This window comes from Pseudoalteromonas lipolytica (assembly GCF_900116435.1).
Taxonomy (GTDB): domain Bacteria; phylum Pseudomonadota; class Gammaproteobacteria; order Enterobacterales; family Alteromonadaceae; genus Pseudoalteromonas; species Pseudoalteromonas lipolytica.
Map to the genome: position 1 here is coordinate 197,101 of NZ_FPAZ01000001.1, position 26,586 is coordinate 223,686.

Genomic DNA, 26,586 nt, shown 5'->3' on the forward strand with positions numbered 1-26,586 from the left:
CAATAAAACCGCGTTGATAACAGGCAAAAATTTAGTTATTTAGTTGTTCTAAATCAGAAATTTTAACGCTGGTAGCGACTGGTTTAATCACTCAAGATGATTAAGTATTTTTGCACATTGGTATAACTCAACAGCTTGGTATTAGGTACCTATATGTATCAACTAACTATTAATTCGCTTACTCCGCAGCAATTCCTAAGCGAGTATTGGCAGAAAAAACCGCTACTTATTAAACAAGGTTTTAGTGATTTTCAAGATCCAATTGAGCCAGAGGAGTTAGCTGGACTTGCAATGGAAGACAGCATTGAGTCACGTATCATCACCAATCATGCTGATGACTGGCAGGCATACCACGGCCCATTCGAAGACTTTAGCTTACTAACAGAAAAGAATGCCACATTGCTAGTACAAGCCGTTGATCATTGGCATGCAGATGCAGCTCAATTACTTGAACCATTTCGTTTTATTCCAAACTGGCGAATTGATGATCTGATGATAAGTTACTCAACACCAGGGGGTGGCGTGGGTCCGCATCTAGACCAATATGATGTATTTATCATTCAAGGTCTTGGCAAACGTCATTGGCGTGTTGGTTTACCTGATGCAAACTTAAAACAATTCGCTCAAAATAAAAGTCTACTTCAAGTAGAACAATTCCCTGCTGTAATTGATTGTGTATTAGAGCCTGGCGATATTTTGTATATTCCTCCAGGTTGCCCACATGAAGGCTATGCAGTTGAAAATGCTCTTAACTACTCAGTGGGTTTTAGAGCACCTAATCAACGAGACTTACTCTCACAATTTGCCGATCACCTAATTGATACTGAACTTGGCAATACACGCTATGGCGATAGCAAGCTGACACTGCGCGATTCTAAAGGTGAGCTAAACAACCTAGAAGCCGAGCAAATTAAACAGCTCATGATCGCAGCCATCGATGATAATACAGTGTTTAAAACCTGGCTTGGTAACAGTTTAAGTCAACCAAAACACGATATGGACTTAGCGCCTTTAGAAGAGCCCTACACGGTTGATCAAGTACGTGAGCTGCTCACTGATGAAACGCTGGTTTTTGAACGTTTAGGTGGTACACGCGCTATTTATCAAATTATTGATGATAAAGTTCTTTTAAGTGTTAACGGTATAAACTACCTGCATGAAATGAGTGCACTTGCCGATATCAAAAGGCTTACAGACCAAAGCTGGCTGACAGCAGACGATATAAATAGTTCAAAAAATAACCACGACTTTTTAAAAACATTTACTACACTTTTAAATGAGGGTATTTGGTTTTGTTAGGAGCGTGTGCTTATGGGGTATCATATTGACGAAGTTGAATGGAGTATCGACAAGGAACTCTTACAACGGATCAGAGAACGTGTATTTGTATATGAGCTTCATATACCAAAACACGTTGAATTTGATCATTTAGATAAAACAGCCCATCACGTGCTCGTTACAGACGATGGAAAATGCCCAGTTGCCACTGGGCGTTTGTGTAATGATGGCTTGATTGGGCGCATTGCCGTCTTACCAGAGCATCGCAACCGTTCGGTCTATAAATCACTGCTAACCTACTTAGTTAATATGGCTGAAAAGCAAGGCTGTGATTGCGTCAGTATTAATTGTATTTTAAATGAAGTTGAACGATTTAAACGAAATGGTTTTGCTGCTGATGGCTTAGTATTTATGGAAGCGGGTATTCCTAGACAGCGAATGCTTTGCCCTATAAAACAGTTTGATACGCGACCATTCACGATGGTTCATTAGTGACTTTTGTCATTTTCATAAAAAAGCTGAATAAAATTATTCAGCTTTTTTTTATAATTAAAATGCGATTACGCGGGCTCATTCTGCCACATTTCATCTTTTTCGAATAACTCATACAAACCATGAGCGCGATTAATCAGTAGGTTAGCAAAATCAACTTTCGTTTTATCTGTTGCACCAGATTCCATCAACTGATCTGCTTTTAATTGCCACTGCATTGAGAAATAACGTAAGACTTCGCGTGGGTTTGCAGCCGCGCCCGCTTCAGCATGATCGGTAGGCAATCGACCCGTAATCACCCAATAACTTTTACCATTTTGCGCTTTGAACTTCCAAATTGCGACTAGCGGTGCAATAAAACGGCTTTCTTTTTCAACAACAGTTTGCGGTATAACACCTTTTTCAGCTAAGTGCTTTTGTGCATTTTGGAAACATTCTCTTTGCCAAATAACACTTTGCTTTTGTGCTTCTGCTTGTTCTTCAGGTGTTAATGGTCTCGCTTGTTTTTGTTCCATGATGGTTACTCTTTTACAACATTTCAGACACTTTAAGGCTTAATATTGAGCTGTGCAAGTGTTTAGGGGTAAACGAAGTGCATTTGGATATTATTCACCCAAGTTAAAAGGAAGAGCCCGGTTCCGTTAAAAATTGCAGCTCTTCTTGCGTTGATTCTCGCCCTAAAATGGCATTTCGGTGGGGATAACGACCAAATCTATCAATGATCAACTTGTGTTTTAGTTCAAATTCATAATTAGGCAGGCCCCTAAATAATTGTAAGGCCTGCTGATGAATCGCTTTTGATTCACTGTGCATAAAAGGCATATAAATAAAGGCTGCTTGTTCAGTCGGTAGTGCCTTGTCAAAGCCTAATTCGATTGCACGCTGAGCAAGAGTTAGCGCTTGGGCATCTTGGCTAAAAGCACGCGGTGAATTGCGATAAATATTACGTGAGAACTGATCTAAAACAATGATTTCTGCTAAAGAGCCTATCGCATCGACTCGCCAATTAGCGCACTCTCCTGCTATTACCTGCAAAAGTAACGGTGCGTATTTATCAGTAATTAACCTATCTAATTCATCGGACTGCTGATACCAAGCCGAAGGCCCTAAATCATTAAACCAAAAATCAATAACTGATTGCTTATCCATGCACTCGTCTCCTACATTTAATTGCCTAGCACTTTTGCTGGGTCTACACGGGTGGCTTGCCATGCAGGATATAAAGTGGCCAGTATCGCTAACACAAAGGTCACAATAACGGTGATCACAATATCTTGCCAGACTAATTTACTGGGTAAAAACTCAATAAAATAAACACCTTGTAAAGGGTTGTCGCCCAAAAGGTTACTCAGCCAAGTAAATAATTCGCTGATATTTAACGCCACCATCACACCGATAATAGTGCCAAGTACAACCCCTATTAGCGCCTGTGTAAATCCCTGCATCACAAACGTTGCTAAAATAGTACTGTCTTGTGCGCCCATGGTTTTTAGAATGGCAATATTTGCTTGTTTTTCGCGTACCTCCATCACCAAAGATGACACGATATTAAAGCTCGCCACAGCAATGATTAAAAACACCACAATATAAACAATGGTGCGCACCATTTGAATGTCTTGATACAAGCTGCCCTGCGTTCTAAACCAACTCGAGACATACACATAATCAGGGATAACTTGGCCAACACGCATCGCGATTTGATGAGCATTAAAAACATCATCCACTTTTAAACGTAAACCTGTAACCTGATCTTCACTAAAACCCAATACTGATTGTGCTTTATCTAAACGAATAAAAGCAGCCGTTTCATCAATAGGTCCACCCATGTTAATAATGCCAGCCAAGTTTAAACTAACCCGTTTTGGCGCAAGCAAGGTGTTACTTTGCTGGTTAATTTGCGGGATTAACAAAGTAACAGGATCCCCTATTTTCAGCCCTAGTTTATTAACAACTTGCTGACCTAAGAGAATATCTTCTTGTTGCAGCTGGCTAACCAGTCGGCCTTGAGTAAATTGATTAATCGCTGATACTTGGTTTTCAAATTCGCTAGCAACTCCACGTACCTCAACAGCTTTTAAATCACTTTTAAATTGCGCCATGCCATTCACGCTAATAAAAGGCGCCGCTCCCACTACACCAGATTGCGAGTTAAGTAGGCTTACTTTTGACTGCCAATTATTAATCGGTTTATTCGGCGCAACATATTCAACCTGAGGCACGACAGACAGTAAACGATGAACAAGCTGTTGCTCAAAACCATTAATAACCGAAAGGGCAACGATTAAAACCGCCACGCCCAATAAAATACCAATTGTCGATGCTTTAGCTATAAAGCTAACAAAACCGTTTTGCCCATCTTTGTGTCCTGAGTGCGCTCTAAAACGCTTCGAAATAAACGCACTAAGCAACATGCTGAGACTCTTTAATCGCTAATTTTCCATCGTCAAGATAAGCAATCTTGCCAAGCTTATCAGCAAGTTCTAAATCGTGTGTTACCACCACAAAGCTGGTTTTTAAGCTGCTGTTTAACTCTTTAATGAGGTCGTATATTTTAATCGCATTTTGCTTATCTAAGTTGCCGGTAGGCTCATCGGCAAGCACTAAAGCGGGCTCTGTCACCAATGCACGCGCAATTGCGACACGCTGACGCTCACCACCAGACAAAGCCGATGGTTTATGTTCACTACGATGCGACAACCCTACTTTATCAAGCATAACCCGTGCTTTTTCAGTCGCGTCCTTGGCACTTAATCCCTTTATGAGTAACGGCATTGCAACGTTTTCAACTGCCGTAAACTCCATTAATAAATGATGAAATTGATAAATAAACCCTAAATTCTCATTACGGAAATTAGCTTGTTGCTTACGATTTAGTTTACCGACTTGTTTACCTTTAATTTCAACTTTACCGTCTGTGGCACCATCAAGCGTACCTAAAATATGTAGTAACGTGCTTTTTCCTGAACCCGAGCTGCCAACAACAGCGAGCATTTCACCTTGCTCTAAGCTCAAGTTGACCCCTTTTAATACTGCAACTTGGTTTTCGCCATCTTGATACACTTTATTAAGCTGCTGACACTTGATTACTAACTCACTCATAACGTAATACCTCTGCTGGGTTCACTTTTGCAGCTTTACGGGCAGGATACAACGTTGCTAAAAAGCTCATTGCAATACTACCGGCGGCAATTAGGCTTAAACTGGCTACATCAAATTTAACAGGTAAACGCATGCCTGCGAGTAAATTGATGCCAAACATATTCAATAATTCATTAATGTACTGACTAAACAACACACCCAGTAATGCACCAATGCTGGTGCCAATTAAACCGTTATACAGACCTTGGATCATAAATACATTTTGTACTTGTGCTGGTGTTAGCCCTAAGGTTTGTAAAATAGCGACCTCACTTTGCTTTTCACTCACCATCATGGTCAAAGCCGAGACGATATTAAACACCGCAACTAATACTATTAATCCTAGTAACATAGACATGATGCGCTTTTCCATGGCCACCGCAGCGAATAAGGTGCCTTGGCTATCGCGCCAGTCTGTGTGTTCAACGTCTTTAAATATAGACGCATGACTTTTAAGCACCTGCTCAACGGCAAATGGTTCATGCAAAGAAACACTCAAATTCGGGGCAACTGATTGTGAGAGCTTTAAAACACGCTGCAATGAATAGCCGCTAGTAAATGCAAGTGACATATCGATTTCAGATTGTGTTTCGTACAGCGCTGCAACCGTAAATAAACGCTGGCTAGGTACTCGACCAAGCGGAGTATAGGTGCTTGCATTTGGCATGATCACTCGTACTTTATCACCCAACGAAATACCCAGTTTACGACTTAAATAACGGCTTATTGCTATGTGATAATTTTCATCCATGACTAGTGACCAATTACCTGCCACTATTTTTTCTTTAATGTTATATAACGAGCTCCCATCGTCATATAAGCCTTGTAAGAGCACACCATGAAGGTCTTGATTAGTTTGTAAAATAGCCTCTCCATGACGATACAAATTGACTTGTTTTACAGCAGGAGACTCCGACAGCTGTGACTTAATACGCGACATGGCTTCTTTAGACTGTGACTTAGCGTCCACTTCAATATGCGGGATCAAGCCTAACATATTAGTCTTGAGGTTATTTTCAAAACCATTCATTACAGAGCTTACGGTAAAAAGAGCCATTAAACCGATAGCAATGCCCGCAATAGAAAAAAACGAAATAAAAGAGATAAAGGCGTTGCCCTTTGAGGAGCGGCTATATCTCAGCCCTATAAAAAGGCTAACAGGTTGAAACATAAGTAATTATAGGTTTTATAAGGGCTAAATATGCGCTCATGTTAGCATATATTTAGCCATGATGGGATTATCGAATTTGTAAAAAATAATTATAAATCTGATACTTGAACAGTCTCTATTAAGTGGTCTAATAATGCTTTTACATTCGTTGCAATAAATTGCCTTGGCGGATATACCCCCCAAACGCCTTCAGGTGCGGGGGCAACATTGGAAAGCACCGCGACTAATTGACCTGACTGCAAATATTTATCCACGTAATAATCTGGTAGCTGCACAATGCCTAAACCTTTAATAGCAGCATCAACCAAAGCCCAGCCACTATTACACTGTAATCGACCCGCCACTTTAATATGTTTATCTTGAAGTTGATCTTTCACACGCCAGTAACTGTTATTTCCAATTAAACAGTGGTGCTGATGAAGTTCACTCACACTATGAGGCTGACCATAGTTATTGATATAGTCTGGGCTACAACAAATCACTAAACGTCGCTGACTTATCCGTCTGGCTTTTAATGATGAATCCTTTAAATGCCCTAACCGAATCGCCAGATCAAATCCCTCATCTAATAAATTGACTTGTTCATTGCTCAAATAGCTAATGACTTCAATATCAGGATGTTTCTGCATAAATGTATGGACAGCAGGCATAATGTAGCTTTCGCCATACATCACTGGTGCAGTTAATTTAATTGTCCCTTTTGGCGTCAGTTGCTGTTCAGCCAAAAGTGCCGTGGCGTCGTCCATCGCATTTTGCAATTGTTTAGTTTGATGAGCAAACACTTCACCTTCTTGGGTAAGTACCACCTTGCGTGTTGTCCGAGTAAGCAATTGCGTATTTAAACGCTCTTCTAATTGGCTCACATAGCGACTGACATGCGCCACTGACATCCCTAATAATCGACTTGCTTTAGTAAAGCTGCCTGTTTCAGCGACGGCTAAAAACTCATCAATTCCATGCCAACGATTCATTATTACCATACTGTAAAAGTGTTTTAATAAATCGAAGATTATCATCCATTGAGAAATAAATAAAATAGTCTATGTTAATTATCTACTACCTACAAATAAGGGAACGTTATGACTGATTTTATTAAATCAAAAGCAGCAATTGCTTGGGGACCAAACCAACCTCTATCGATTGAAGAAGTCGATGTGATGATGCCTAAAAAAGGCGAAGTGCTTGTAAAAATTGTAGCAACCGGTGTTTGTCACACAGACGCATTCACTTTATCTGGTGAAGATCCTGAAGGTATTTTCCCTGCTATTCTCGGCCATGAAGGCGGCGGTATTGTAGAGGCTGTAGGTGAAGGTGTAACTCACGTTGAAGTCGGCGACCACGTCATTCCTCTTTACACCGCTGAATGTGGCGAGTGTAAAATGTGTAAATCGGGTAAAACAAACCTGTGTTCAGCTGTTCGTGAAACACAAGGTAAAGGTTTAATGCCAGATGGCACCACTCGTTTTTATAAAGACGGTCAACCGATTTATCATTATATGGGTTGCTCAACGTTTTCTGAATACACTGTACTTCCTGAAATTTCACTCGCAAAAGTAAGTAAAGAAGCCCCGCTTGAAGAAATTTGCCTACTTGGTTGTGGCGTAACAACAGGTATGGGTGCAGTTACTAAAACTGCTAAAGTACAACAAGGTGACACGGTTGCTATATTTGGTCTTGGCGGCATTGGTTTATCTGCCATTATCGGTGCAAAAATGGCAGGCGCTAGTCGTATTATCGGTATTGATATTAATACCAGCAAATTTGAACTGGCTACTAAGCTTGGCGCCACAGATTTAATCAACCCAAATGATTTCGATAAACCAATTCAAGAAGTGATTGTTGAAATGACCGACGGCGGTGTCGATTTCTCATTTGAGTGTATTGGTAACGTAAACGTAATGCGCTCTGCACTTGAGTGTTGTCATAAAGGCTGGGGTGAATCAGTTATTATTGGTGTTGCAGGCGCAGGCCAAGAAATTTCAACACGCCCATTCCAACTTGTAACAGGCCGCGTATGGCGTGGTAGCGCATTTGGTGGAGTAAAAGGCCGTTCTGAATTACCTGAAATCGTAGAACGATATATGAAAGGTGAGTTTGCACTTAATGACTTCATCACACACACAATGAAACTTGAAGATATTAATGAAGCCTTTGACTTAATGCACGAAGGTAAGAGTATCCGCTCTGTTATTCATTACTAATCATTAATAAGCGCCTTGATTTAAAAGGCGCTTTCATTTTCAAGGATGCTGATATGCTCGAAAATATAAGCTCAACAAAAGTCAGCGGTGGTTGGCATAAGCAATACACGCATCAAGCGAGCAGTACACACTGCACAATGCGTTTTGCTATATTTTTACCACCGGGTGCAAGTGAAACCAATAAAGTACCTGTGATGTATTGGTTGTCAGGTCTTACTTGTACTGATGAAAACTTTATGCAAAAAGCTGGTGCCTTTAAAAAAGCCGCCGAACTGGGTATTGCTATTGTCGCACCTGATACAAGCCCGCGTGGCGACACCGTACCTGACGACGAAAGCTACGATTTTGGTCAAGGTGCAGGCTTTTATGTTAACGCAACACAAGCCCCCTACAATGTACATTACAATATGTATGATTATGTTGTGACTGAGTTGCCAGCGTTAATTGAAGCGCACTTCCCTGTTACTGATAAAAAAGCGATTGCAGGTCACTCAATGGGAGGGCACGGCGCCCTAATGATTGCGCTTAAAAATCCAAAACAGTTTGTCAGCGCAAGCGCATTTAGCCCTATCGTCAACCCTATTAATTGCCCATGGGGTGAAAAGGCATTTAGTCATTACTTAGGGACTGACAAAGCGGCGTGGCGCAATTACGATAGCTGCGAGCTCATGAAACAAGCAAGCCCAGAAGATTATTTACCGCTGCGTATTGATCAAGGCGAAGCTGACAACTTTTTAGTTGAACAACTAAAAACAGAAAACTTGTTTTTGGTCGTCAATGAAAAAGATTACCCCGCTGAAATAAATATGCATGCTGGCTATGATCACAGTTACTATTTTATTAGTAGCTTTATTGATGAACATTTAGAGTTTCATCACCGTCACCTGTAGTGTACTTAGTGTGAGGACATAACTTCCTCACACGCTTTCAACAAAGCAAACAGATGGGCGCTAACGGTTGGAGCCTTGCTTTTTGTTACTATCTTACTTACCTGAGAATAAAGTAGCTGATAATATTCACCCACAACTTTTACAGTATATCCTCAAAAATTATAAGTCGATTTTATTGCAACATGGCAGTTATATTTTTAAGACTTATTCAACAACAAACCATTGTAAATAAAGCTATTTTCACCTCACCCCCTCACGAAATCACCTAATTTAAAGCGCAAGCAAAATCTAATGTGAGCGCCCTGCGATAAATACGTGCATCCTTTTTCTCTCGCTTGCGTCTCTAGTAGTGAAGTGAATGTTTAATCACAAAATAAGGAAGCAAGATAATGAGTACAACTAACAACACCAGTAACCCCGATACTAGCAGTAACTGCGACGAGCCCTGTGTCTGTAACAATGAAAGTAACTGTAACAATGACTGTGACAGTAGCTGTAATTGTAACTGCAACTGTGCTAACAATGAGTGCCAAACCTTACAGCCCTGCCATTGTAAGAGCTGTAACCCAAATACAAAAAACAGCTGCTGTTAAGCTGTCATAAATATCAAGGCAACAGCACTTAGGTGCTGATGCCTTAGTATGGACGAAGCCTAATTATGATTGAAAATATCTGGAAGCAATTCCACCAGCAACTGCTGGGATTTATCGCCAGCAAAGTGAACGACCAAGCGATGGCTGAAGACATACTGCAAGATGTCTTTATTAAAGTGCTTAACAATATCGACAGCCTTAGTGCCGCCGACAAGCTACAGCCCTGGCTTTATCAAATCTGCCGTCACGCCATAATTGATTACTACCGCAGTAAACGTCCCAATAGTAGTAGCGACGAACTAGAGCAACTGCATGCGCCTGAGGTAGACTGGGCAGCGGCTTACAGTGAGCAGCAACTCAACCGCTGTATTAACACGTTAATTCAAGATTTACCCGCCCATGTTAGCAACATACTTATCGACAGCGAGTTGCAGCAACTCAAACAACAACAAATTGCCGACAAATATAAATTGAGCCTGCCAGCGGTTAAATCACGCATCAAACGCGGTCGCGAACAACTTAAAACTAAATTACAAGCGTGCTGTAACTTTACCTTCGCAGCACAGGGCATGGATGCAGAGTGTAAGAATCAATGCGGTTGCAGCGTAGATAGCTAGCCTATTAGATCACTTAGAAGCCGGCACTCACTATTTACTTTAAAGAGTCAGCCAGCAAGACGGGATTTCCTCACACGCTTTCACCGTGACAAAATTTTGCGGCACACTCACTGCGACTCTTCTTTAACCACCTCTTACAAATAACTAACAATCAATGACGACTGTAAAAAATGTTGAATAGCTTACTTACACAAGTCACGAACAAATTCTTTTAAAAACCCAACAAGCTGTAAAATAAAAATTATCAAAAAAGGCAGTGCCCCAAGAATCGCTACACTTCTATTTAGTAGCTCATCGTGTTGAAGCAACAATACATAACTACATAGAAACAAAGCTAAGCACCAAGCATATAAAGTAATCCCCTGCGAGTTTTCACGCTCCACTAGCTGCTTAATGACTAAAATTGCAGAGTCTGCTGATGTCGCAACAAACACAAGTAACAGCAGCAAACTAGCCCAAATAAATACCGTACCTTGCCAACCTAATTGATGAAAAAAAACAAACAGCCCTTGGCTATAATCATCTTTTATAGCCAATAAAATACCCGATTGATTCAGTTTATCCCATTCAATTGCTGCACCAGAAAATGCAGAAAACCAAATAATTGTTACAACCGTGGGAATGCAGACAACAGCTAAAACAAACTGCCAAACAGCTCGTCCTTGGCTAATTCTCGCTAAAAAAACACCCACGAAGGGCCCCCATGCTAACCACCAAAAGTAGTAATTGTAGGTCCATCGATTCGCCCAATCTGAGTTATTTAACTGGCTATCAAACTGCCAAGTACCCGTTACAAGCAGTTGTATGTAATAACCTGTACCATCTAAGGCTATCTGTATAATTGGCGCTATAGGCACGACACACAAAAGCCAAATTAATAGAGTAAACGCCAAAATTACATTAAATATACTTAACGATTGCACACCGCGCCTAATACCAAACTTTGCCGATACGGTATAGATAATGAAGAGCACCCCCACTATTAGAGAGCCAATTAAAGCCGGCGAAGTTATGTTTAACTCAAGCTCAACTCCTTTGCTGATCAGTAATGTAGAATTAGCAATGGTACCAACCACACCAAAAAAAATGGCAAATACGGCAATCAACTTAACCACAAAACAGAGAGTAAGTTGCCCCTGTTTATCTACCTTATTGCCAATTGCACTCATTACAGGCGCGCACATGTCACCGGATTTACCGCTGTATTGAGTTAAACCACCTAACACGATGGCAAACACCGCATATAATGCCCACGCATGTGCGCCCCAATTGACCAGCGTTAATGCAAGACTACTTGCTAATCTATCGGGGTATAAACTTTGCTTTAAGGGTGGGCTCAATGAATGCAGCGCAGGCTCAGCGACTCCCCAAAAAACCAATCCAGAGCCCATTCCCGCAGCAAAAAGCATGGCAAACCACCCAAAATTTGAATATTCAATGCGTGCATTCTCACCCCCTATTTTACGAGTTCCCAATGGACTAAACGCAAGTATTATTACTGCAAATAATAAAAAGTTAATTAACAAAAAGAAGCCGCTGCCTATGTGTGCCAATGCTTTAGAAATCATCGGCTGAACTTGTTCTGTCATTAAATTAGGTAAAACAACAGCGATCAGTGCAACAGTCAAGCAAATAGCCAGTGCCGTTTTTTCAAGTGAAGAGATAGAGTGTTTCAAGATTAAGCCTAAAAAGTGAGCGCATTAAGAATACTGTCAGCACGGCGTTGATACAAACAGGCAAAAGTGTGAATTATTACCTTTAACGCGTAAATTATACCAATACTGAATCACTACAACGCGGCTACATGTCCCTTAAAATGTATTTATAAGTAGAGTTATAGAGTTAAATACGCTCTTTTAAACTAAATTTTCTTACACGATTTAGGAGCTAAAAATAAGGTGTATTTTTTGGGGAAAACGAAAAAAGGCGCTTTAAAAGCGCCTTGCTGTCAAGAATGTGCTTAAACATGTCTTGATCTTAATACATATCCTTATAAGGATTCGATTTGTTGAACGCTATCGCTTTGTCAAAACCTGGGATAGTCATCGATTCTTCATTAATAACAATGTCGTTTTCATCAATTAAACCATCACCAAAACGATAAATAAGCTCATAATGGCCTAAGTCGGCTTGTTGCTTATATTCATTTTGTGCTTGTGCAACATGGGTATTGCGGTCTTGGTACTGAGCCATTTTTGCATCGCCATGACGCTTTGTCAGCATTTGCATTGTCACGTTTGGCGACAGCACTGTGGCGGTTGCATTATTACCACCAAACCCTTTTGAGTTTATAAAAGCGATATCCATTGCATCACATTGATAGTGCGCTGTGCGAATATCTAAATGCTGGCTGTAAACATCATCGGCCACTTTATCAATAGTGGTAATACCCGGCATAATATTATGACTAAACACGCCTAACGCCATGGCAAGTTGATCACCACTTGCCGGTGCAATTGTGTGGCCAACATACGCTTTTGGCGCAGCCACTTTCCAACTATCAATCGCAAATGTTTCAGCTACTTTATGATAAATAAGAGACTCTGTTACACGATTTTGAGGTGTGCTAGAACCATGCGCTAAAATAAAGCTGCGTTTTTGTACGGCTTCTTGACCAACAATACTGCTGGCAAGCGCGACCGATTTAGCCATTGTAATATAGTTACCTGGGCCCGGTGCTGTAATTGACTTTTTAATACCGTCGGCATTTACAAATACATCGGCAACAGAGCCTTGAATATCAGCACCGAGTTCGAGTGCAAGCGCATCATCCATTAAAATTGCCACCTGTGCGCCTTCACCAATAGTAAAACCGCAGTTTTCACCAAATGGACGACTGGTACGTCGATGATCTACCACATCGGTATTATCAAGACGTTTTAGGCCTTCTTCGTTAGCAAGTGCGCTCATATTACCAAAGCCTTCGACAATTTCAGGCGTAATGGCGCATTCAACAGATGCAACAATCGCAACGCGGGTGCGACCAGCTTGAATATCGTTAACAGCAGCGCGTAGGTTGTATAAAAAGGTGGCACATGCGCCCGATGTGGTGAACGTTGTTCCAACATTACCGGTCACATACGCATTAATGAAATCAGTCGACATGGTATTTAAGCCAAGTGCTAATTGTTTGGTGCTTACGCGGTCGCCCTGTTGTCTCGCACGAATTAAGCCACCAAACCCTTCGTCATCCACTTGCCCTGCTACCGAGGCCGAATATGTACCAATTTGATCAGGCTCAACACTATTCATAACATGCTGCCATGCAAGCCCTGTAGAGCGAATGGCATCGGTTGCCGCAAAAATGGTCGCTTGTAGGCCTCGTGGTTGGTAACGACTGTTATACATGGTCGCTGGATCAAAACCTGTAGGTAATTGACCCGCGGCTTTAATCGGGTTGTCACGGGTGCTGTCGTGCTTAATAGCAAGGTCGGCACTAATGGTTACTTTTACTTTTTTATCGCTGAGATCTTCAACCTGCCAACTTGCAGGTACTGGCGTTGGTAAATCACGACGACGAGTTTCAAACACAATTTGCTGCTCGTCAGACGCTGTCAGCGTCATTTTTTGTTGCCACGGAGTTGCATCAACGTCAAAGTGATTTTTTTCAATTTTACGGATTAGCGTACCTGCTAATACTTGTTCGCCGAATTGTGCTTCAATATCAGCTTCGTTAATAACGTTGCCTTCAGCATCTTTTAAAACGCCGTCGGTCAGTGTTACTAAATTCATTAACGTCGCTAAGCCTAAAAATGTCTCCTGACGGGCTGTTGCATCTAAGCTGTCTAACACGATACGACGATAACCTTGATGAAAAGAAGTGCGGCCAGCGGCATTAATACCACCCATACCAACAATAACGGGTAATGCTGTCATAAATAACCTTGAGAAACGTGTTACGAGAATTACTTAAGTTTAAATGGATTAACTAGGTAGCCTTGTGCTTTAATAGCCAAATAACATGCATAATAGGCCAAAACCAACTGGTCGGAGCAATAAAAGTGACACACGGTAAACATGCAAACGCCATCGAAATTAGTATTTTAGTGTACCCTCACCTACTCATTACAAGTCTTACTCTACCTATAGAAATGCTTAGGGCGGGTGAAGCTTTTGCGAAAAGTCATCACCGGTACGATGAATTTACCCCGCTTAATATCAATTTAGTTGCCAGCACAGTAAAACCGATTGCAAACAGAACGGGGCTTGCCATTATGCCCGACAGCGACCCCGACACAGCGCCATATAGCGATTTAATTATTGTTCCAGGTATTTGGCGTAACCCTCGACCTGTGGTGAGTAAACATCCTCGCCTTGTTAATTGGCTCGCTGATTCGTGGCTGCAAGGGAGCCATATAGTGGGCGTAGGCACAGGTAATTGCTTAGTAGCAGAAGCAGGTTTATTAAACGGTCACCCAGCCACAACGCATTGGCATTATGCTGAACAATTTAAACGAGATTACCCTAATGTACAGTTAAAGCCTGACTTCTTTATTACCCAGTCTGAGCGTATGTATACCGTTGCCAGTTTGAATGCCTTAGCCGATGTCATTGTGCATATAATTAGCCAGTATTATGGCCGAGAAGCCGCACAACATGTAGAGCGTAACTTCTCCCATGAAATTCGAAAACCTTACGAAGATCAGCGTTATTTAGAAGGTGCTGTTGATAAACACCCAGACGAATTAATTGCACAGATCCAGTTTTGGCTTAAAAACAATCTAACATCTGAGCTCACCTTACAGGAAATTGCAGCCCAATTTAGTTTAAGCTATCGAACGTTTACCCGACGTTTTCGCCAAGCCACCAGCCAAACTCCGATTGAATATTGGCAGCAGTTACGTGTACAAAGCGCGAAAGAATTACTCGCCTCTTCTAATTTATCAATCCAAGAAGTGGCACTTGAAGTTGGCTATAATGACCAAGGACATTTAACCCGTGTATTTAAGAAAGTACTGTCGCAAACACCCAGTGAATATAGAACAGTGGTAAGACGTAAGCTATTTGGTTAACGCTATTCGATACCATAAGACAACGCTTCAAAAGCCAACTCATACCATTTTGCTTAATTAAGTGAATAATTTTTGAGCGAATAAAACTTCGTTTGATAACAAGGCAAAAATTTAGTTATTTAGTTATTCTCGGCAATTGCTCCTGCATTGCTCTACCTCCTGCATCCACCTCCTGCATCCACGCAGTCGTAAATCAGACATTTTTAACGTAGGTAACGACCAGTTTAATCACTCGAAAGGATTTAATATTATTGCAAATGGGAATAGTTAGTGTAAGCGACGCTTTTTAAATTATTGAGACAAACTAACTTAATTGGGTGCAAGCTCTTTGCTGAATATAATTTTGCTCTTGTGCGGGTTACCCCTGTCTTCATAACCCGCTATGGTATAACCATTTTTTATCAACAGACTTAGCATCGCAGGAAAACGATTCATTGATTTCACATTAATTGCATCGTAATTATGCTCTTTCACCCACATTTCTTGTGCTGCTAATAAAGCTTGAGCAATTCCCATCCCTCGGCACTTTGGCAACACGGCACCAAGCCAACTATAAAAGGTATTATTATCTAACCCATAACCGAGCTTATACGCGACAGGCTCATTATCAATATACGCGACTAAAACAAGATGCTCACGACCAGCCAACTTTGCGTGTAATTTACTTAGCGTATTTCTGCCATCAAACTCAGGAATTTGGCTATCTACAAGTAATAAATCTTGTAAATTAGCTGATTTTATTGAGTAACAAGTTGTCATTACATTTTTCCTACTCAAAATCTAAATTCAAATTGATCTGACTCCAAAAAGGATCCTACTTTATCGGAGTCAGATCAAATATCTAATGTTTGATTTCTAATTTCTAAAACTATTTTTCTTTGCGATAATACAATTTTGAATAGCGTTTTACTTGTGCGTGAACACCCCGGCCTAAACTTTTAAACTTCGCTTCCAGTACATCAACACCGTATAAAATAACCACAACCAATACCGAAAGCTTAATAGCGGCCATAAGGTTATCAGTGGCAATTACGACACCGATAGACGCTAATACCCAAATGGTTGCAGCTGAAGTAACACCCACCACTGCGCCATCTTTTGCCAGCATGACGCCGGCACCCAAAAAGCCAATACCTGTAATTATTTGCCCAACTACACGAGAGTGGTCAATTACATCACCATGTAACATAAACGCGGTGGCTAAGAATAAATAGGTCCCTAGAACAATAAGCGCCGAGGTGCGAATACCCACTGGCTTTCCGCGCAATTGGCGCTCCATACCAATGATCGCACCACAAAATGCAGCACTACCAATTGCAGACCAAGAGTAAGGGGCAATATCAAATAGACTATTCAGTGTCACTGTACTTCCAAATATTTGAATTAATAATTATAAAGAAAACGCCATCGCGGTGCTTAACCGCAATGATCCAAAGCTGGCCATTTTACTAAAATCGGCTTTTGCTATTGGCACATGTTGGCAATCAATGGCGAGTTGCTTTTTGTCTTCACAAAATGGGTCATGAACATATAAGCAATGCTCATCCACATGCGTTACGCACACCCAATGTGGTGATTTTTTACCATCAAAGCGATATGTACTAATGAGTAAAACTACCGCTTTACCCGCCGCTAGCCATGTTTCAATATCGTTGAGGGTTAGTTCTTGATAGCGTACAGGCATTTTCGCAACGATAGCTTCAGCAACAAATTGGTTATGCACTGTGTGTAAAATTGCTTTTTTCTTTTCACTTCTCACACCATCGATAAACAATGATTCACGGGTATTTAAAACAACATCAGCCTTAAATCCACGTTTCATCGCTGCAAGTGCTAAACCCAGCGGATGGCAGCCACCGTGACCCGAGGTCATAAAAATGGTGGTTGCCTCACGCCAAATATCAAGTTCTTTTAATTGGCTCATTGGCGTATTATTAAGCGACGACATAGCCATTAGTAATGCCGCGGGACCACAGGTAAATTCAGTGGTTTGTTGATACCACGGTGTGTGTTTATCAGCATTAAAGGCGGTATTACGACGAATCGTTTTTTGCATTCGTAGCGCATCACTGTGATCATCATAATAATCACTGTAATGACCAAACACATGATAACCATGCTTTTCGTATAAACGAATTGCGGCCTGATTATTGACTGCAACCTCTAGTCGCATAAAACTACGACCTCGTTTTACAGTCTCGTTTTCAAGAGCAATTAGCAGCTGCGAAGCCACCCCTTTACCTTGTTGGCTCGCAAGGACGGCCAATGAGTACAACCGCGCTAACCGCGTGCCTTTATGACACCACACAAGGCCATAACCGACCAATTCACCGTTAACTTCAGCAACCATTAACAAACCATGGCTTGCTGAAAGCCAGCGCTTTAAGCTGCGACTGCTTAATCTATCTTGACTAAAGCTTTGCTCTTCAATGGCAACAAGTGCCGCCAAATCCGATACTTTCGCAAACCGGATTTGGCAATGTGATGTCTTCATTTAACCTCGGCCTCGTGCTTCAAGGCGTTGCTTAAATTCGTCCATAATGATCATATAAAGCTCATCGCCAAGGTAGGCATCTTCTACTTTGTGATCAATGCTTGGGTTATCGTTGACTTCAAGTACGTACGCGCGCCCTTGATGTTCTTTTACATCAACGCCATACAAACCTTTACCCACAGTTTTACAGGCTTTTAATGCCGCATCTAATACCACTTTCGGTAACTCAAAAGTCGGGAGAGTTTCAAATCCACCTGAAAAAAAGCGTTTTGCATCATGGTTGTAAATTTGCCAATGATTACGCGCCATTAAATAACGGCATGCATAAATCGCGCGACCATTTAACACCCCTACACGCCAGTCATACTCTGTGTACATATACTCTTGTGCTAGCACTAGCGCACTGAACTCAAAAAGCTCCGTGAGTTTTGCAATCAGCTCTTCACGGTTCTGAACTTTAAACACCCCTTTAGAGAATGACCCCTCTGGCATCTTTAGCACCAATGGGTACGTAAAGTTTGTTTCTAAGTTTTCAATGGTGTCTGTTGATGTATCAGCTACCACATGTGTTTTTAAGCTTGGCACTTTTTGATAATTAAAGGCATCGTGTAAGTACACTTTATTACAGCAGCGTAAAATTGACTCTGCGTCATCAATTACCACAAGCCCTAAGCTTTGTGCTTTACTTGCTAATCGATAAGTTGGGTGGTCAATCGCCGTTGTTTGACGAATAAATAGCGCGTCGTATTGCGCAATACTGGTAATTTCATCAAAAGTCAGTGCTTGTGCATAAATGCCATGCTTAGCTGCCGCTTTAATAAATTTTGCAATGGCGTCTTTATCACTGGGTGGTACTTTTTCTTGGTGATCAACCAAAATCGCCATATCCCAGCGGTAACGGCGTTTTTTATCGTGAATACGCCAGACAGATTCTGTGAAGCTGCTTAACTGTTTTACAAATTCGGCAAACGCGTCGTCATCAAGCGCCGCAATAGCACCTTGTTTCACTACACCTTGCTCGTCACACACCAGTATTGGCGCAGGGTATTGTGAAAACAATGCTTTAGTTGCTTTAATATCGTCTTCGCAATGTGTTTGCCCAAAAAATACGGTGCGACCTTGTAATTGCATGTGGCGAGAGCTGTGCTCATCTGAACGTAATGCATTAATGGTTTTTACGCTGGGTAATACTTGGTGCTGTCTTGCTTCTGCAAGTAAAGAACAATAGTAACCCTTACTTAAATACTGTCCTGTATCGCACAGATTTAAAATACGTGTTTTGGGTTCGTTATGTTTTGGGTAATCACGTAGGTAAGTATCAAAAGTGATCACATTTTCAAAGTTTTGAGCAATACGCTGCTCGTTGTTATCAACCACAATCAAGGTTTTAAACACGACTTTTCCTATAATAAGTCTTTAATAATGAAAAAACACCCAACCAATTAAGTGAATGCATGAGGCTAAAATTCACTCAACTAGATGGGTGCTTATGATACCAACCCGCAATAATGCAAAATCATGTAGATTGATTAAGCGTGTGGGTATAAGCGCTAAGCTTGATGTGATTTATAGAGTGTTTTGCGAGGAGTTACCAACGAGATATTTTTCACTTAAAGATGAAATTTACTAATTAAAAATCAGTGTGTTTAAATTAACTTATCAATGGTATAAAACTGCTTTTTGTCGCCTATGACAAGTTCGACTTCGTCATCCACTTTTTTACCAAGCAATTTTTTACCTAAAGGTGCTTCGCGAGTCACAACATAAATCGTGTGCTCTTTAACTGTGACTGATAAGCCACCAGAACTTGGACCAATAAAGAACCATTTTTGCTGGTCTTGATCATCAATAAGAGAGACCAATGCCCCTTCGCGAACTTTCGGAAATTCTGTTTCTTTGAATACCGTATTAAACGCTTGAATATCACGGTAACATTCATTCACTCGTTCAGCTTGACCTTGAGCTAAATAGGCCGCCTCTAATCCTAGGGTGTCGTATTGAGTTTCGGCCACACTTTCTTCATGGGTGGCAGCATCATGAGCCGCTTTTGCCGCTTCTTTAGCACGGTATAATTGCGATTCTAAGGCGAAACGAAGGTGTTCTATAACGTGTGTTTTATTCATATCAAAGCAGCTAAAACGTAAAATGCGCATTCTACCCTGTTTTACGATTTTTGTAACTGAACTGATATGGTTTGAATATGTTAGCAATAGCTCATTAGCTTATCTGATTGGTGCTTTATATTGCGCGTGCTAAGTTTAAAAAAGCGCAGGGTTAATCATGATTAACCCTGCGCAAGTGTGGTTAAGGCATATCAATGTAAGCTTGGGTTTTATCATCTAAAGTTTGCGTGTAATTATCGCTACTCAGACCCAATAACTGCGGTAACGTGGCAGCAATACAAATTGATGAAAATGTTCCCACCACAATGCCGACAAATAAGGCAATCGCGAACCCGGTTAATGCAGCACCGGCTAACAGCCATATACATGCGATGGTCGCAAGAGTTGTACCTGAGGTAATTAATGTGCGAGTGAGTGTGGAGCCTATTGCATCGTTGATCACCACATGAGTATCAATGCGCTGACTACCTGATTGAATACGTAAAAGCTCCCTGACCCTGTCGCCAACAATGATTGAGTCATTTAATGAGTAACCAATGATAGCTAATAAACTCGCCAGCACGGTTAAATTAAACTCAAGCCCTAATAACGAAAACAAACCTAGCACCAAAATTAAGTCATGTAATAGTGCGACCACTGAGCCCACAGCCAGTCGCCATTCAAAACGCACGGCTAAATACACCATAATTGCGATAAGTGCGGCAAAAAGTGCTAAACAACCTTGCTCAAATAACTCATCACCCACTTGAGACCCTAAAAATGAAGTTGAAAGCACTTTAAAGTCAATGCCTTGCTGGCTAAGCTCTGCCTGCCAATTAGCCGTTGTATTAAGGTCTGGGGCTTGTCTTAAAACAAAGTGATGATCGCCTGCTTTGCTTATTATTAGTTTATCGACGACCTCAGGGCTTAGCTTTGCTGTTAAGTCTGCAATCGAGGTAACCGATTCGGTGCTAATATCTGTGATATAGCCCCCTGTAAAATCAAGTCCAAAGTTTAACCCTTTAACCGATAACACCCCAAGGCTACTTATCACTAGCGCACAGCTTAGAAGTAATCCTAAAACGCGCGCTTTACTTGCTGCTGTTAATGTAGACCAGCTCATGCTTTTGCCCCCGCTAAATTCGTTAATTTAATATACAGTGTTTGGCTAAGTGCTTTTGAAATATACACACCGGTGAACACACTGGTGAGTAAGCCAAGTGCTAACGTAATGGCAAATCCTTTGACGGGGCCATACCCGACTGCATACAAAATAATCGCCGTAATCATGGTTGTTACGTTTGCGTCAAAAATGGTGGAAAATGCTTGATTATAACCCTGCTCAATGGCTTGATAGGTGGGTCTACCTTTGCGTTTTTCTTCTTTAATACGCTCGAAAATAATCACATTAGTATCAACGGCCATACCTATGGTCAACACTAAGCCCGCAATGCCAGGTAGCGTGAGTACAACGCCCGGTAATAATGACATTAACCCCACTAGTGCCGTTAAATTAAGTAATAAAGCAATATTGGCAATAAGCCCTAAGCGGCGATACCACAGCGCCATAAAAGCAAGAGTAATGCCTATACCCAGCATTAATGCAGCAAGGCCATGCTCAATATTCTCAGCACCTAAGCTTGGCCCTATCGTTTGCTCTTGAACTATTGTAACGGGTGCTGTGAGCGAACCTGCACGCAATAACAATGCTAAATCGTAGGCCGCTTGTGGGCTTTTCATATTGGTGATACTAAAGCGTGAACTTAAATGTTGAGCAATATTGGCGATATTAATCACTTCACTTTTTTTAATCACTTCGCCATTGGCGTTTCGCGAATACTCTGAGTAAACAGTGGCCATGGGTTTACCAATGTTGCGTTTTGAAAAAGCAGACATCGCATCGCCACCTTGCGAATCTAAACTCAACTGAACAAGCGGTTTCCCCCACTCATCTTTGCCCACATTAGCGTTATTAATATGGTCCCCCGAAAAAATAGCGACAGGGTTAAGGTTAACAACTCCGCCACCTTGTACATTAAAGGCTTTGCCACCTACTTCAACAACCTGATAAAAATCAAGGGTTGCTGTCGCACCAATGATCCGCTTTGCCTCTGCGGGGTCTTGCACACCGGGTAACTCTATGCGGATACGCTGCTTGCCTTGTCTCTGTGTTACCGCTTCAGTAATGCCGAGCTCTTCAATACGTCCTCGCAATGTTGTTAAGCTCTGCGCCATCACTTGTTTATCAAACTCACTGCGGCTTTGCTCATCAAAATGCAAAAACGCCGTGGTTAAATTATTACTGGTTGATTTAGTTTGCACGAGGCCTTTAAATTGCGCTTGTAATGTGGCGACTAAGCCAGCAAGATTATTTTCAGCACTGGGTAAAACGTGCAGTTCAATGCCGCCTTTCACTTCACTGGCACGAATGCCGCGTACTTTCTCTTTGCGAAGTACTAACTTAGTTTGCTGATAGACACTACTTAGGTGCTCTTGCATCGCTTTATCTAAATCAACATCAAGCACGAATAGCACGCCACCGTTTAAATCTAGCCCGAGCTTTATTGGCGATAAGCCTAACTGCTGTAACCATTGAGGGCTTGTGGCATGCTCAACAATTTTGCTATTTAAGGTGGGGTACGCTGTTTTAATAAAGCTCAGAGCATTGGCACTTTGTGTTGGCTCATTTAATAAAATAGCCAACTGATTAGCTGAATCATTCGCTTTGTCTACCTTAAAACCCTGTTGATTTAGCGAATTAGTCACCATTTGCAGTGATACAACCTGTTCAGGTTGCTCGATGTGTAACCACGATTTATTTGGGTATAAATTAGGTAGCGCACTGATAGCTAATAAAATGCAGGCAGCTATCATAGCGGCATAGCTCATTTTTAGTCGACGCCAAAACGTCGGCTTTTTTTTCTTTGACATACAAGACTTCCTTCCGACTCTATTAAGCCGGTAAAATTAATTCCTAAAATAAAAAAATGACGAAGGAAGTCGTTTAGCTGTGGTATGTAGCGCGGGCTTTATAAATAAGATTAGCGTCTTTCCAGCCACTAATACGTGATTTTCGCGCACTCGTAATAGCAAACCAAGGAACAGTCTGTGCTCTTTTAGGTGGTGCTAAGAAATGTGCTTTACCCCAGTTTTCAGCGAAAAACTCAATCAATAACTCATAATCAGGATCTACCTGACTATGGTAAAGAAATAAGGATGAATTACTGGCTGTAAGTCGGGGTAATAAAGTATCAAAACCCGACTTTTCTAAAGGCTTTGGATGAACAATAACCTGTTTATGGGCAATGATAGGGGGTTTAGTTAATTCAAGCTGATAAAATTTAGTGGCAACCAGTGGCGAATCAGTCGAAGGCGCAGCTAAGCTCTGTGCACTAAAGAGCACAGTAAATAGCAATATAATGACTGAAAAAAACCGTAACAAAGAGAAACCAATAAATTAAGCGGATAACCCCTCTATAATGAGGGTTAAAAAATAAAAAACAAGTCATTAAACACATAAAAGCGAGCCTAAAGAGACTCGCGTTTTAGTGTTAACTTACTGCGTTGTTATCACACGTCTAATGATGACATATCAATGACAAAACGTGAGGCCATATCACCTTGTTTTAATTTATCGAAGGCATCATTAATTTCGTCCATTTTGATCATTTCAACTTCCGGAAGAATATTATGTAAGGCACAGAAATCTAAGATCTCTTGTGTTTGCGCAATTCCTCCAATCAATGAACCGGCAACACGACGGCGCCCCAATAACATTGGAACTGAGTTTGACTCAGCAAGCTCACCCACTTGACCAACCAAGACTTGCGTACCATCAATATCAAGTAATGGCATGTAAGGTGTAAAGTCATGCTTTACAGGTATGGTATTTATAATGAGATCAAATTGATTAGCATGTGCTTGCATCACCGCTTCGTCACTTGAGACTAATAACTCTTTTGCGCCATACGATAGCACCTGCTGTTTTTTCTTATCGCTACGGCTAATAGCCGTCACATGTGCGCCCATTGCCGCTGCAATTTTAATTGCCATGTGGCCTAAACCACCTAAGCCGATTACAGCCACACGACTGCCCGGACCCACATTCCAAGTACGAAGTGGTGAATAGGTTGTGATACCTGCACATAAAATAGGTGCGCATTTAGCTAAATCTAAACCTTTTGGTACACGTAATACAAACTCTTCACGCACCACGATGTGTTTTGAATAGCCGCCTTGGGTTAATTCACCGCTAATTCGGTCTTGACCAGAATAAGTGCCAACCATGCCTTCACGGCAAAACTGCTCTTCACCCTGATGACATTGGTCACAACTCAGGCAACTATCAACCATGCAACCTACCGCAACATGATCGCCTACTTTGTACTTAGTAACGCCGCTGCCTACTTCAAGAACACGGCCTACAATTTCATGACCTGGCACAACGGGGTACTGAGTCCATCCCCAATCATTTTCTGCAGTGTGTAAATCTGAATGACACACACCACAATAAAGGATTTCAATCGAGACATCTTCGTCACGAAGTGCACGACGTTCAAAATGATACGGCTCTAAAGGTTTTTCTGAGGCATGTGCTGCATAACCAATGGTTTTCATGATTACTCCTTTACTTTCTTCGTGTTTACGTTTGTATTTAACTACATGTTAATGCTCTCATGTATACTGTCACCAGTATAGAGGTAAAGCTGCATTTTCACTTTCCTAAAATACCGATATGTTTGCCTATTTTTATTAAATTAATTCTAAGAGACCCCCATGCGTGGAATGAGCCGTCGAGAACAGGTTACAAAATCCCCTGATGCTATGAATTTGTCACAAAGCATTAAAACACTGTGGCCCTATTTAATGACGTTTAAAGGAAGAGTTACTTTAGCAGTATTAGCACTGATTGCTGCTAAAGGCGCGACATTATTGATGCCTTGGGCTCTAAAAGAAATTATCGACGCCGTTGATGCCAATATTCACCCTATTTTAAGTGTGCCTGTTGCCCTATTAGTGGCCTATGGTTTACTTCGTTTTGCGAGTGTGTTTTTTGGCGAAATACGTGATGCCCTTTTTGGACGCGTAACAGAACACGCAATGCGTCATATCGGTCTAAAAGTGTTTAAACATTTACATAACCTCGAATTGGCTTTTCATTTAGACAGACAAACCGGCGGTATTAGTCGCGACATTGAGCGAGGCACCAATGGACTTAGCTTTTTAATGCGCTTTTTAATGTTTAATATTGTGCCCACTTTATTTGAAATTATGACTGTGGCGATTATTTTTGCCACCCTATTCTCTGCGTGGTTTGCTTTAGTGACCCTCGTGGCCGTTGCAACTTATATTGTCTTTACTGTTGTTGTCACTCAGTGGCGCAACCGATTTATTCGTGAAGCAAATGCTGCTGATAATAATTCGAATACCCGTGCAATCGACAGTTTACTTAATTACGAAACAGTAAAATATTTTAATAATGAACAGTTTGAAGCAAACACCTACGACAGTTTTCTCGCTAAATGGGAACAAGCGCGACTTAAAAACCGCATGTCGTTGCTTGCGCTTAATTCAGGACAAGCACTTATTATTGCTGCGGCCATAACGGCACTAATGTGGCTGGGCGCCAGCGATGTTGTCAATAAAAAGTTGAGTATTGGTGAGCTGGTCATGATTAATGCCTACATGATTCAGTTATTTTTACCGCTCAACTTTTTAGGCTTTGTGTACCGAGAAATCCGCCGTGCACTCACCGACCTCGAAAACATGCTCGGGCTTTTAAATAGAAAAGCAGCAATAAGCGATGATACACATGCCACACCGCTGAAATTACACAACGCAGCTATTCGCTTCGACAATGTGTCATTTAGTTACGACAAGCAACGCCCTATCTTAAAGCAATTAAGCTTTGAGGTAGCAGCTGGCAGTAAAGTCGCCATTGTGGGTGCCAGTGGAGCTGGTAAAAGTACCTTAAGCCGCCTGCTTTATCGGTTTTATGATGTCGATGCAGGAAACATTTATATTGATGACCAAGCAATTAATACGGTTACTCTAGAAAGTTTACGACAAGCAATTGCTATTGTGCCGCAAGACACCGTGTTATTTAACACCACAATTCGCGATAACATAGCTTACGGTAACCCCCAAACAAGCGAGGCTGAGATTGATCACGCGATCTCACTTGCGCACCTTGATAGTTTTATTGCAAGTCTTGATAAGGGCGATCAAACACTCGTTGGTGAGCGTGGTTTAAAAGTATCGGGAGGCGAAAAACAACGCATAGCTATTGCTCGCGCAATTTTGAAAGGCTCACCGATTTTAGTGTTTGATGAAGCAACCTCGGCTCTCGATTCACATTCAGAACAAGCTATTCTGAGCGCCATGCGTGAAGTGGCTAAAAAACACACCAGTCTTGTTATTGCGCACCGCTTATCAACCATTACAGATGCCGATAAAATCATTGTAATGCAAGATGGTAAAGTGGTTGAGCAGGGTCAACATCAGCAGCTCCTCGCAGCGAATGGCGAGTATGCCCGAATGTGGCAATTACAACAGAGTGAAGAATAAAAACTGTTAACTAGCGCGCTAAATGATTAGA

Annotated in this window: 24 protein-coding genes; 7 read left to right on the top strand and 17 right to left on the bottom strand. The window is 41.4% G+C overall.

The features are described 5' to 3' along the window. Nucleotides 1-153 precede the first annotated feature (153 nt). The gene (locus BM378_RS00870) at nucleotides 154-1,299 is read left to right on the top strand and encodes a cupin domain-containing protein (protein ID WP_074988266.1); all 1,146 of its coding nucleotides are present in this window, start codon (nucleotides 154-156) and stop codon (nucleotides 1,297-1,299) included. Nucleotides 1,300-1,311: 12 nt separating this feature from the next. Continuing rightward, a complete protein-coding gene (locus BM378_RS00875) occupies nucleotides 1,312-1,770 on the top strand; it encodes a GNAT family N-acetyltransferase (protein ID WP_036968745.1) in 459 nt (152 codons plus the stop codon). A gap of 68 nt (nucleotides 1,771-1,838) precedes the next feature. Here the strand turns inward: BM378_RS00875 and BM378_RS00880 are convergent, their stop codons facing one another. From BM378_RS00880 to BM378_RS00905, 6 genes are all read right to left on the bottom strand, one after another. Continuing rightward, nucleotides 1,839-2,285 carry a DUF4826 family protein gene (locus tag BM378_RS00880; RefSeq protein WP_065979860.1) on the bottom strand — a complete coding sequence of 149 codons (447 nt, stop codon included), beginning with the start codon at nucleotides 2,283-2,285 and terminating at the stop codon, nucleotides 1,839-1,841. A 103-nt stretch (nucleotides 2,286-2,388) separates the two neighbouring features. After that, the gene (locus BM378_RS00885) at nucleotides 2,389-2,919 is read right to left on the bottom strand and encodes a DUF924 family protein (protein WP_074988267.1); all 531 of its coding nucleotides are present in this window, start codon (nucleotides 2,917-2,919) and stop codon (nucleotides 2,389-2,391) included. Between the two features lie 17 nt (nucleotides 2,920-2,936). Continuing rightward, nucleotides 2,937-4,181: a lipoprotein-releasing ABC transporter permease subunit gene (locus BM378_RS00890; RefSeq protein WP_074988268.1), complete on the bottom strand. Its 1,245-nt coding sequence runs from the start codon at nucleotides 4,179-4,181 to the stop codon at nucleotides 2,937-2,939. Next, a complete protein-coding gene (gene lolD, locus BM378_RS00895) occupies nucleotides 4,171-4,869 on the bottom strand; it encodes a lipoprotein-releasing ABC transporter ATP-binding protein LolD (protein WP_036968755.1) in 699 nt (232 codons plus the stop codon). The genes BM378_RS00890 and lolD overlap by 11 nt, the downstream gene beginning before the upstream one ends. Next, nucleotides 4,862-6,079 carry a lipoprotein-releasing ABC transporter permease subunit gene (locus BM378_RS00900; protein ID WP_074988269.1) on the bottom strand — a complete coding sequence of 406 codons (1,218 nt, stop codon included), beginning with the start codon at nucleotides 6,077-6,079 and terminating at the stop codon, nucleotides 4,862-4,864. The genes lolD and BM378_RS00900 overlap by 8 nt, the downstream gene beginning before the upstream one ends. Nucleotides 6,080-6,168: 89 nt before the next feature. Beyond that, a complete protein-coding gene (locus BM378_RS00905; RefSeq protein WP_083422847.1) occupies nucleotides 6,169-7,050 on the bottom strand; it encodes a LysR family transcriptional regulator in 882 nt (293 codons plus the stop codon). 108 nt (nucleotides 7,051-7,158) lie between these two features. Here BM378_RS00905 and BM378_RS00910 point away from each other — a divergent pair, with 108 nt between their 5' ends. From BM378_RS00910 to BM378_RS00920, 3 genes are all read left to right on the top strand, one after another. After that, complete coding sequence (locus tag BM378_RS00910) at nucleotides 7,159-8,280, top strand: S-(hydroxymethyl)glutathione dehydrogenase/class III alcohol dehydrogenase (protein WP_036968764.1); 1,122 nt, start codon at nucleotides 7,159-7,161, stop codon at nucleotides 8,278-8,280. A gap of 53 nt (nucleotides 8,281-8,333) precedes the next feature. Continuing rightward, entirely contained in the window at nucleotides 8,334-9,170 is an 837-nt protein-coding gene (gene fghA / locus BM378_RS00915) for an S-formylglutathione hydrolase (protein WP_074988271.1), read from the top strand. A gap of 658 nt (nucleotides 9,171-9,828) precedes the next feature. Next, nucleotides 9,829-10,380 (top strand): sigma-70 family RNA polymerase sigma factor, encoded by a 552-nt coding sequence (locus BM378_RS00920; RefSeq protein WP_074988272.1) that lies wholly within the window; start codon nucleotides 9,829-9,831, stop codon nucleotides 10,378-10,380. A gap of 182 nt (nucleotides 10,381-10,562) precedes the next feature. On the opposite strand, the gene BM378_RS00925 is transcribed toward BM378_RS00920, so the two are convergent. Together BM378_RS00925 and BM378_RS00930 are read right to left on the bottom strand one after the other, a co-directional pair. Then, nucleotides 10,563-12,056, bottom strand: coding sequence for a BCCT family transporter (locus BM378_RS00925; RefSeq protein ID WP_227006820.1), 1,494 nt, complete (start codon nucleotides 12,054-12,056; stop codon nucleotides 10,563-10,565). A gap of 301 nt (nucleotides 12,057-12,357) precedes the next feature. Next, nucleotides 12,358-14,256 (bottom strand): beta-ketoacyl synthase, encoded by a 1,899-nt coding sequence (locus BM378_RS00930; RefSeq protein ID WP_036968770.1) that lies wholly within the window; start codon nucleotides 14,254-14,256, stop codon nucleotides 12,358-12,360. A 125-nt stretch (nucleotides 14,257-14,381) separates the two neighbouring features. On the opposite strand from BM378_RS00930, the gene BM378_RS00935 reads away from it, so the two are divergent. Next, complete coding sequence (locus BM378_RS00935; protein WP_036968773.1) at nucleotides 14,382-15,392, top strand: GlxA family transcriptional regulator; 1,011 nt, start codon at nucleotides 14,382-14,384, stop codon at nucleotides 15,390-15,392. A 309-nt stretch (nucleotides 15,393-15,701) separates the two neighbouring features. On the opposite strand, the gene BM378_RS00940 is transcribed toward BM378_RS00935, so the two are convergent. From BM378_RS00940 to BM378_RS00980, 9 genes are all read right to left on the bottom strand, one after another. Then, on the bottom strand, nucleotides 15,702-16,151 hold the full coding sequence (locus BM378_RS00940) for a GNAT family N-acetyltransferase (protein ID WP_074988273.1): 450 nt from the start codon (nucleotides 16,149-16,151) through the stop codon (nucleotides 15,702-15,704). A 109-nt stretch (nucleotides 16,152-16,260) separates the two neighbouring features. After that, nucleotides 16,261-16,755 carry an MgtC/SapB family protein gene (locus BM378_RS00945; RefSeq protein WP_036968779.1) on the bottom strand — a complete coding sequence of 165 codons (495 nt, stop codon included), beginning with the start codon at nucleotides 16,753-16,755 and terminating at the stop codon, nucleotides 16,261-16,263. 27 nt (nucleotides 16,756-16,782) lie between these two features. Continuing rightward, nucleotides 16,783-17,886 (bottom strand): GNAT family N-acetyltransferase/peptidase C39 family protein, encoded by a 1,104-nt coding sequence (locus BM378_RS00950; protein ID WP_074988274.1) that lies wholly within the window; start codon nucleotides 17,884-17,886, stop codon nucleotides 16,783-16,785. Then, nucleotides 17,887-19,281, bottom strand: coding sequence for a RimK family ATP-grasp domain-containing protein (locus BM378_RS00955; RefSeq protein WP_036968785.1), 1,395 nt, complete (start codon nucleotides 19,279-19,281; stop codon nucleotides 17,887-17,889). 251 nt (nucleotides 19,282-19,532) lie between these two features. Next, on the bottom strand, nucleotides 19,533-20,009 hold the full coding sequence (locus BM378_RS00960) for a GreA/GreB family elongation factor (RefSeq protein ID WP_074988376.1): 477 nt from the start codon (nucleotides 20,007-20,009) through the stop codon (nucleotides 19,533-19,535). 181 nt (nucleotides 20,010-20,190) lie between these two features. Beyond that, the gene (secF, locus tag BM378_RS00965) at nucleotides 20,191-21,111 is read right to left on the bottom strand and encodes a protein translocase subunit SecF (protein WP_036968789.1); all 921 of its coding nucleotides are present in this window, start codon (nucleotides 21,109-21,111) and stop codon (nucleotides 20,191-20,193) included. Then, nucleotides 21,108-22,919: a protein translocase subunit SecD gene (gene secD / locus BM378_RS00970; RefSeq protein ID WP_074988275.1), complete on the bottom strand. Its 1,812-nt coding sequence runs from the start codon at nucleotides 22,917-22,919 to the stop codon at nucleotides 21,108-21,110. The genes secF and secD overlap by 4 nt, the downstream gene beginning before the upstream one ends. A 73-nt stretch (nucleotides 22,920-22,992) precedes the next feature. Beyond that, nucleotides 22,993-23,430 carry a hypothetical protein gene (locus tag BM378_RS00975; protein ID WP_036968795.1) on the bottom strand — a complete coding sequence of 146 codons (438 nt, stop codon included), beginning with the start codon at nucleotides 23,428-23,430 and terminating at the stop codon, nucleotides 22,993-22,995. Nucleotides 23,431-23,558: 128 nt separating this feature from the next. Beyond that, nucleotides 23,559-24,605, bottom strand: a complete 1,047-nt coding sequence (locus BM378_RS00980; RefSeq protein WP_074988277.1) for an NAD(P)-dependent alcohol dehydrogenase — start codon at nucleotides 24,603-24,605, stop codon at nucleotides 23,559-23,561. 207 nt (nucleotides 24,606-24,812) lie between these two features. Between BM378_RS00980 and BM378_RS00985 the strand changes: the two genes are divergently transcribed. Further along, complete coding sequence (locus BM378_RS00985; protein ID WP_074988378.1) at nucleotides 24,813-26,555, top strand: ABCB family ABC transporter ATP-binding protein/permease; 1,743 nt, start codon at nucleotides 24,813-24,815, stop codon at nucleotides 26,553-26,555. Nucleotides 26,556-26,586 lie beyond the last annotated feature (31 nt).